The following is a 7,989-nucleotide window of genomic DNA, read 5'->3' as shown; positions in this document are numbered from 1 at the left end:
CCTGCGAGATGCCGACGCGGCCGCTGATCGGCGACACGACATCCGTATAGCCGAGGTTGATCTGCGCGGTGTCGACCGCCGCCTTGCCGGCCGCGACGTCCGCCGCGGCCTGGCCTTGCGTGGCCACCGCGTTGTCGTAGTCCTGCTTGCTGACCGCGTTCGCGGCGACCAGCACCTTGTAGCGCGCGACCAGCGCGTTCTGCGTGACGAGGTTCGCCTGCGCCTTCGCGAGCGTCGCCTTCGCGCTGTTCAGCGCCGCGATGTACGGCGCCGGATCGATCTTGTAGAGGCGCTGACCGGCCTTGACGTCGGTGCCTTCGGTGAATTCACGGCGCAGCACGATGCCGTCGACCCGTGCACGCACTTGCGCGACGAGGAATGCGCTGGTGCGGCCCGGCAGGTCGGTGAAGACCGGTACGGCTTGCGGCTGGACGGTGACGACGCCGACTTCCGGTGTTTGCGGCGGCGGTGCCGATTCTTTTTTTCCGCAGGCAGCCAGGAAAACGGCAGCCATTGCGGCAGTGATTAAGCGGTATGGAACCCGTTCGACGCGCATGGAGCGACCTCTCACAATTAGACGACCTTCAATGGGAATCATCAGATCTCCTCATGGCCCTGACGCGCGGCGGACCTGCAGCTTCCTGCCCGCCGCGGATGCGGACGCGTGATGCGGGTGTGCGTTGCACCCTGCGGAGCGTTCGTGTGCCGAACTGCTTCCGAAAAAGAACGGCGAGCCCGCGCCTCCGGCGGGATCGCGTTGCCATGGATTCGGCCAGACCGCTAGCGCGTGGGTCGAAATGCGGCGCCGGCGAATTCGATGAACGCGCGCGCGGCAGCCGGCAGACGCGCGGCACGCGCATGCGCGAGCTTCAGCGTGACGGGCGCGAGCGGGTGGACCGGGGCCACGCGCACCAGCGTGCCGGCCGCCAGATCGGCATCGACGAGATACGCGGGCAGCACCGCCGCGCCCATGCCGGCGACGGCGAGTCGCCGCACCATCTCGAGATGGCCGACGCCCGTATTGCCCGGTGCTACGCCGGATCGAATCCCGGCCGCGCGGTCGTCGTCGGCCGCCGCCCGCTCCAGCCGCACGGCCGCGATGTCCGGCCAGTCGCCCGACGCAGCCGCGCCGCCGTGCGCGGCGACGTAAGCCGGCGCCGCGACGCGCACGGATTCGTACGCAGCCAGCGTATGCAACGCGTGCGCGCCGGACACCGGCATGCCATCCGTCAGGAACGCGACGTCGATGTCCTCGGCGGTCAGGTCGACATGGGCATCGGTCAGCGTCACGGTCGGCCGCACGTCCGGAAACCGGTGCACGAAACGATCGAGCAACGCGCTCAACTGGCTGAGCCCGAACGCAACCGGTGCGGCCACGCGCAATACGCCTTCCGGCTTGCTGCCCATCGCGACGAAACGGCCGTCGATCTCGTCGATCGCACCGAGGATCCGCTCGACGCGCGCGAGATACAGCTTGCCGATTTCGGTCAGCGACTGATGGCTCGTGCTGCGTTGAAGCAAACGCGCGCCGAGGCGCGTCTCGAGCGCTTCGACGAGCCGGCTCGCCATCGCCGTCGACACGCGCAAGCGCGTCGCCGCCCGACGAAACCCGCCTTCCCTTGCCACCGTCACGAATGCCCGAATCGATTGAAGTTGGTCCATTTCTCCGGATTCCCCTGCGCGCACGACTGCCCGTATACCTGCACCGGACGCCGCGCCGCGCGCCGGCCCGCATCGAGCCGGCCAATGCGGCGGCCCCGACGCCGGCTCATCCGGATCGGTCGGCCCGTGCGCGACAGACGCGGTCCGGCTTGCAACGGACGCAAACCGGCCTCGGCAAGCCCGATGCACGATCATTCAATAGCAGTCCTGAGTCTTTCCCGGCGATTCGCCGCGGCGACGCACGCGACACGGCCGGCGGCGACCGCGCATCACGCGCACGGTATTGCCCGCGCCATCCGGGCACGCTGAATCGCATTTCTTCAGCAGGTGCAATGGTAGGGAAATCGCCGGGAAATGGCTTGCCCGATCCTGCGATTGTTTTGCCTTAATTTCCGAATTTGTGCGCCGCACACCGTGCAACGGCGCGTGACGCATCCGTCGAGCATGCAGGTCCGGATGATCGGGCTAATTTCGGACAGGTTTAGGCAATCCCGCGCACGCAACTTCACAGTACGATTGATCGCCGTGCCAGCACCTCGACAGGGGACGGCAGCCGCGCATCGCATCGCCCACTCCGTCAACCGCTCATGCAACATGGAAATCGACGCCCGAACGCCACCGCAACCGCGCACGCCGCCGGATCATGATGGTTGGTCGCCAGCCCGGTCGCCCGCGGCCCGGCTCGCGGCGCTGATCGCCGCGTACGCGCCGCACGACGGCATGTTCGACCTCCCGCTGCGCGGCATGCGCATCGCGCGTGCTTGCGCGCCGCCGGCGCAGTGGAGCCACGGCGTGCACCACGCGTGCCTGAGCATCGTCGGGCAAGGCGCGAAGTCGATGCGGGTCGGCGACGATACCTACACGATCGACGCATCGCGGATGCTGGTCGCAACCGCCGACCTGCCCGTGACCGGACGTGTGACACGCGCGAACCCGGCCGAGCCGTTCCTTTACGTGCAGCTCGCACTCGATCCGCATCGCATCGCGGCGCTCACGCCGCGCGTGTTTCCGCGCGGGCTGCCGAAAGCCGTCGACTGCCGGGCACTCGCGACGCACGACGCGACGCCGGAAATCGTCGACGCCGTGGCCCGGCTGATGCACCTGATCGCGCAACCGGACGACCTCGATCTGCTCGCGCCGCTGATCGTCGACGAAATCCTGATCCGGCTGCTGCGCGGCCCGTCGGGCGCGCGCGTCGCGCAGATCGGCGACGCCGGTTCGACCACCCAGCGCATTTCGCGCGCCGTCGCCTGGATTCGCGACCATTACCTCGACCCGATGGCGGTCGACTCGCTCGCGCGGCAGGTGGGGATGAGCCCGTCGACGTTCCACCATCACTTTCGTGCGGTCACGTCGATGAGCCCGTTGCAATGCCAGAAGGTGCTGCGGCTGCAGGAAGCGCGCCATCTGATGTGCCTCGCGGCAATGGACGCGCGGCAGGCGTGCCGAAGTGTCGGCTACGTGAGCGCGTCGCAGTTCAGTCGCGAATACGCGCGGCTGTTCGGCGACGCGCCAGGCCGCGACGTCGCGAGGCTGCGCGGCGAAGCGGTGCCGCTGTCGCGCGTCATACCGTGAATGGATATCGCGTGCGAGGCGGCGCTTCGTCATCTGCTCGATCGTCGGGCGGCTGCGCCCTCACGCGAATCAGGCATGACGGGACGCGCAGCAAGCATTCGATGCAGCCTCGTCGGCGGCCAGCATCTCCGGCACGCATTCCCGCAGGAAATCGACGAACGTGCGGATCTTCGCATCGAGATACTGACGCGATGCATATAACGTATAAACCGTCAGCTTCTGCAGCCGGTAATCGGGCAGCACGCGCACCAGTGCGCCGCTCGCGAGCGCGGGCAGCGCCGCGGACATCGGCAGCGAGCCGATCCCGAGCCCCGCGCGCAGCGCGGCGCCGAGCGCATCGGCGATATTCACTTCGAAATCCGGCACCGGCAGCTCGAACGTTTCGCGGCCGTTCGGGCCGTCGAGATGCCAGCGGTCGCGCGGAAAGAGCGGCGTGACGAGCCGCAGGCACGCATGCCCGGCGAGATCGCTGACCGTGCGCGGTGTGCCGCGCGCCTTCAGGTAGGCAGGCGACGCGCACAGCACGCTGCCCACGTCGCCGAGCCGCTGCGATACCAGCCCGGAATCGGGTAGCTCCGTCGTGCTCAACTGCAGCGACACGTCGTAGCCTTCGTCGATGATGTCGGGCACGTGCTGCGACAGCGTCAGCTCGACCGCGACGGACGGATAGCGCTCGCGGTAGCGCACGACCGCAGGCACCACGTAGGACTGGCCGAAACTCGTCGTCGCATGAACGCGCAGTCGTCCGGACGGCTTCGCCTGTGCATCGGCCGCCTCGGCTTCCGCTTCGTCGATATAGCCGAGGATGCGCTGGCAGCGGTCGAGATAGCGCTGCCCGGCGTCGGTCAGCGCGATGCGGCGCGTGCTGCGGTTGAGCAGGCGCGTGCGCAGATGCGTTTCGAGTTGCGCGACCGAGCGCGACGCGTAGGCCGTCGTGATGTCCAGACGCTGGGCCGCGCTCGTGAAGCTGCCCTCCTCCGCGACCCGGACGAAAATGCGCATCATCTGTAACGTGTCCATCGACCTGTTCCCGGGGATTGTCACGTCGCACCGCCGTGCAGCCACGGTGCCGACGACGCCGGCACACGCCGGTCAGGCGCGAATTGTGCGGAACAGTACAGCAGCGTCGCAGGCGTGTCCAGTTCGTCGTAGGCGGCGTGATCCGGCTGCCGAATCGTGCTGCCGGGCGGCTCGCCGGACGGCATCGGGACCGTGCATACACGCGTATCGGACGTACCGACGGGCCAACGGCATCGGCCGCCGAAAACGACCCGCAAACCGTCATGCCGCCAGCCGCTCGATTGACGCCGTTCGCATCTCGCGCGTTACGCAGCGCCCGCCGCATCGAACGGATTGCGCAACACGATCGTGTCGTCGCGCTCCGCGCCGGTCGTGATCATCGACACCGGCGCACCCGCCACGGCCTCGATGCGCGCGACGAAATCCCGCGCGGCCCGCGGCAGCGCCGCACGCTCGCGCACACCCTTCACGGAGCCTTGCCAGCCTTCGATCCGTTCGTAGAGCGGCTTCGCGCGCGACTGCGCATCGAGGCTCGCGGGCAGATGGTCGACGCGCGCGCCGTCGAATTCGTAACCGACGCACAGCTCGATCGATTCGAAACCGTCGAGCACGTCGAGCTTGGTGAGCGCCAGCGAATCGATGCCCGAAATCCTGACGGCCTGGCGCAGTTGCGCGGCGTCGAGCCATCCGCAGCGGCGCGGCCGACCCGTGTTGACGCCGAACTCCTGTCCACGCGCGCGCAGCGTTTCGCCGGTGGCGTCGGTCAGCTCGGTGAGGAACGGGCCGCCGCCGACCCGCGTCGCATACGCCTTCGTGACACCCAGCACGTGGCCGAGCTTCGCCGCACCGAGCCCGGTGCCCGCCGCCGCGGCCGACGCCACGGTGCCCGACGACGTCACGAACGGATACGTGCCCCAGTCGATGTCCAGCATCACGGCCTGCGAACCCTCGAACAGAATGCGCTCGCCGCGGTCAGTCGCGTCGTTGAGGTCGGCCCAGACCGGACGCACGAACGGCAAGATCTTCGGTGCGAGCGCAACGAGTGTCGCCAGCATCGCGTCGCGATCGTACTCGTCGAGCCCCAGGCCGCGGAACCACGCGTTGTGATGATCGACCAGCACGTCGAGCTTGGCGGCGAGCCCGTGCGGTTCCGCGAGATCGCCGACGCGCAGCCCGCGACGCCCGACCTTGTCCTCGTAGGCCGGCCCGATTCCGCGCAACGTGGTGCCGATGGGCGCGCGGCGCAGCCGCTCCTGCGCCTGGTCGATCGCGCGGTGAATCGGCAGCACCAGCGTCGCGTTCTCCGCGATCGACAGGTTCTCCGGCGTCACCGGCAGCCCGAGCGCGGCCATCCGCCCGATTTCCGCGAGCAGCGCTTCGGGGTCGAGCGCCACGCCGTTGCCGATCACGCCGCGCTTGCCGCGCACGATACCGCTCGGCAGCAGCGCGAGCTTGTACGTGTTGCCGTCGACGACGAGCGTGTGCCCCGCGTTGTGGCCGCCGTTGTAGCGTGCGACGAGATCGGCCTGTGCCGCCAACCAGTCCACGACGCGCCCCTTGCCTTCGTCACCCCATTGGGCGCCCACGACCACCACGTTCGGCATGCTCCGCACTCCATGTGAGAAATTCAGACACTCGTTCGGCCGAATCGGCCGGTTGTGTGCCATATTGACGGAGCAGGATCACACGATCAAACGATTAAACCTGAACCATCGTGTGAGTAAATCTCACACGAAACGATGCAATGGCCCGACGACTCCCTCCGTTGAATTCGCTGCGCGCGTTCGAGGCCGCCGCGCGGCTCGGCAGCTTCACCCAGGCTGCCGACGAGCTGTGCGTGACGCACGGCGCGATCAGCCGGCACGTGCAGCAACTTGAAGCGTGGCTCGGGCGGCCGCTGTTCGAACGCCACAACCGGCGCGTCGAACTGACTGCGTCCGGACGCGCGTACCTCGCCGAGGTCGGCGCATCGTTCGACCGGATCGCGCTCGCCACCGCGCAGCATTTCGGCCACGCGCAGCAGCGCGTGTTGCGCGTCAGCGCGCCTGCGACGTTCTCGCTGCGCTGGCTCGTCCCGAAGCTGTCGTCGTTCCAGGTCGCGCATCCGGCCATCGAGGTGCGGCTGTCGACGTCGAACGAGCCGATCGAAAAGTTGCGCGACAAGGTCGATCTGATCGTTCGCGGCGGCCCGCAGGCCGTCGACGGATACGTCGCGGAGGAATTCCTGTCCGAAGTCCGGCTGCCGGTGTGTGCACCGAAGCTGCTGGAGGGCCGGTCGCTGGATACGCCCGCCGATCTCGCCGGCTTCACGCTGCTGCACGCGGCGACCTATCCGGGCATGTGGCCGGAATGGTTCGCGGCCGCGGGGCATCCGAATCTCGTCCCGCGGCACTCGCTCACGCTCGAGCATTTCTACCTGACGTTGCAAGGCGCGCTCGACGGGCTCGGCGTCGCGATGGGACCGATCGCGCTCGTCGCCGACGACATCGCCGAAGGCCGGCTCGTGCAGCCGTTCAGCGAACCTGCGCTGCCGCCGTGGCGCTACTTCACGTATGTGGCGTCCGCGCGAGCGGATGACGACGCCGTACGCGCGTTCAAGGACTGGCTGAAGGTGGCGGGAAGCGCGACTGCGTCGGACGGGCAGGATTGATCGCACCCACCCGCGGGGCGTGCATCGTCACGACATACAGGATTCCGAATTAAATGGAATAAACCTGCCGAACGTTCTTGCCTTCACGCATCGCGTGATCGCGATGCACGCGGCAAGCCGCGGATCGAACCGCGGCTTGCCGCCGAACGACGCTTACTGGCTTGCCGCACCTGCGGCCTTCTTCTCCGCGTTCTGCAGGTTCTGCGGATAGTTCGGATCATTGGCCGCCGGCTTGTAGCCGGCGTCTTCGAGTTTCTTCAGTTCGGCGTTGTTCTTCGCACGCGCGGCCTTGCGCTCGGCTTTGCGTTTGGCCCTGGCCGCCTTGCGGGCTTCGCTCTTCGCTGCCTTCGCGTCCTGTGCAGCCGGCGCGCTGGCGGCATCGGTCTGCGCAAACGCAGGAACCGCCGAGCCGAACAGGAAAGCAGCTGTAGTAGCAGCCAACGTGAGTTTTCTGATCTGGATTCGCATCGCTGAACTCTCTTTTTTGATAACTATCACGGTTTGAAAGACCATCGAGATACCGCCCCCGCCCTGATCGATCGTCATGTCGCGATCAGGACCTGTGCATCATAACCGTGTCGCAAAAAATGTGGCGCGAACGTGACGACGGAATCGGGATACACGTATGGGAGACAACACGGTTTCCGCGGTCGGTGACGGGAGGAGTCGTATGCGATACGGCGCGACGCGCCGACGGCCGTTTCACCGGTGGTGATATCGATGCGCGCATGCGCGACGTGAAGATCGTCGTGCTTGCTCGATCACCGCAACAGCAGTCGATCCGTACGTCGCATCAGCGGGCGATGCGGCTCGAGCGGCGGTTTCTCCCATAAACGACCACGATTCGGTTCGTGGGCGATCGAGACGACTACATTGCGTCATTGTGGCGGGCGGCAATGGGTGCCGCACGCTTCGCGGCATCGTGATGCAGAAAGTACCTGTGGAGGTAAGACGCTTCGTCGATCGGCAGGTCTGACGGGAAAGGTGGGGTTGCGTGAACGGCGAAGACGTCGGTCCGACTGATATGAACGAGCTGCGCTGGTCGGCTAAATGCGCGCATGGCGGTGGAGACTTGTCCGTTC

7 protein-coding genes are annotated in these 7,989 nt (G+C 67.3%); 2 read left to right on the top strand and 5 right to left on the bottom strand.

The window, feature by feature from the left end; all coding sequences use genetic code 11:
- Both LGM42_RS22710 and LGM42_RS22705 read right to left on the bottom strand, forming a co-directional pair.
- Nucleotides 1–556 (bottom strand): efflux RND transporter periplasmic adaptor subunit (locus LGM42_RS22710; RefSeq protein ID WP_226233245.1); only part of this gene is annotated, 556 nt, incomplete at its 3' end.
- A 224-nt stretch (nt 557–780) separates the two neighbouring features.
- Nucleotides 781–1,662, bottom strand: a complete 882-nt coding sequence (locus tag LGM42_RS22705) for a LysR family transcriptional regulator (protein WP_226233244.1) — start codon at nt 1,660–1,662, stop codon at nt 781–783.
- A gap of 594 nt (nt 1,663–2,256) precedes the next feature.
- Between LGM42_RS22705 and LGM42_RS22700 the strand changes: the two genes are divergently transcribed.
- Nucleotides 2,257–3,237, top strand: a complete 981-nt coding sequence (locus tag LGM42_RS22700; RefSeq protein ID WP_181035513.1) for an AraC family transcriptional regulator — start codon at nt 2,257–2,259, stop codon at nt 3,235–3,237.
- A 69-nt stretch (nt 3,238–3,306) separates the two neighbouring features.
- Here the strand turns inward: LGM42_RS22700 and LGM42_RS22695 are convergent, their stop codons facing one another.
- Both LGM42_RS22695 and LGM42_RS22690 read right to left on the bottom strand, forming a co-directional pair.
- Nucleotides 3,307–4,257, bottom strand: coding sequence for a LysR family transcriptional regulator (locus tag LGM42_RS22695; RefSeq protein WP_059579558.1), 951 nt, complete (start codon nt 4,255–4,257; stop codon nt 3,307–3,309).
- A 305-nt stretch (nt 4,258–4,562) separates the two neighbouring features.
- Nucleotides 4,563–5,861, bottom strand: coding sequence for an adenylosuccinate synthase (locus tag LGM42_RS22690; protein WP_226233243.1), 1,299 nt, complete (start codon nt 5,859–5,861; stop codon nt 4,563–4,565).
- A gap of 140 nt (nt 5,862–6,001) precedes the next feature.
- Here LGM42_RS22690 and gcvA point away from each other — a divergent pair, with 140 nt between their 5' ends.
- Nucleotides 6,002–6,907 carry a transcriptional regulator GcvA gene (gene gcvA, locus LGM42_RS22685; protein WP_060310042.1) on the top strand — a complete coding sequence of 302 codons (906 nt, stop codon included), beginning with the start codon at nt 6,002–6,004 and terminating at the stop codon, nt 6,905–6,907.
- Nucleotides 6,908–7,060: 153 nt separating this feature from the next.
- Here gcvA and LGM42_RS22680 read toward each other — a convergent pair whose 3' ends face one another.
- Nucleotides 7,061–7,375 carry a DUF4148 domain-containing protein gene (locus LGM42_RS22680; RefSeq protein ID WP_226233248.1) on the bottom strand — a complete coding sequence of 105 codons (315 nt, stop codon included), beginning with the start codon at nt 7,373–7,375 and terminating at the stop codon, nt 7,061–7,063.
- Nucleotides 7,376–7,989 lie beyond the last annotated feature (614 nt).

It is taken from the genome of Burkholderia sp. AU39826, from assembly GCF_020419965.1.
Taxonomy (GTDB): Bacteria; Pseudomonadota; Gammaproteobacteria; order Burkholderiales; family Burkholderiaceae; genus Burkholderia; species Burkholderia semiarida.
The sequence above is the reverse complement of the archived record's forward strand: the minus strand, read 5'-3'. Positions and strand labels throughout refer to the sequence as shown.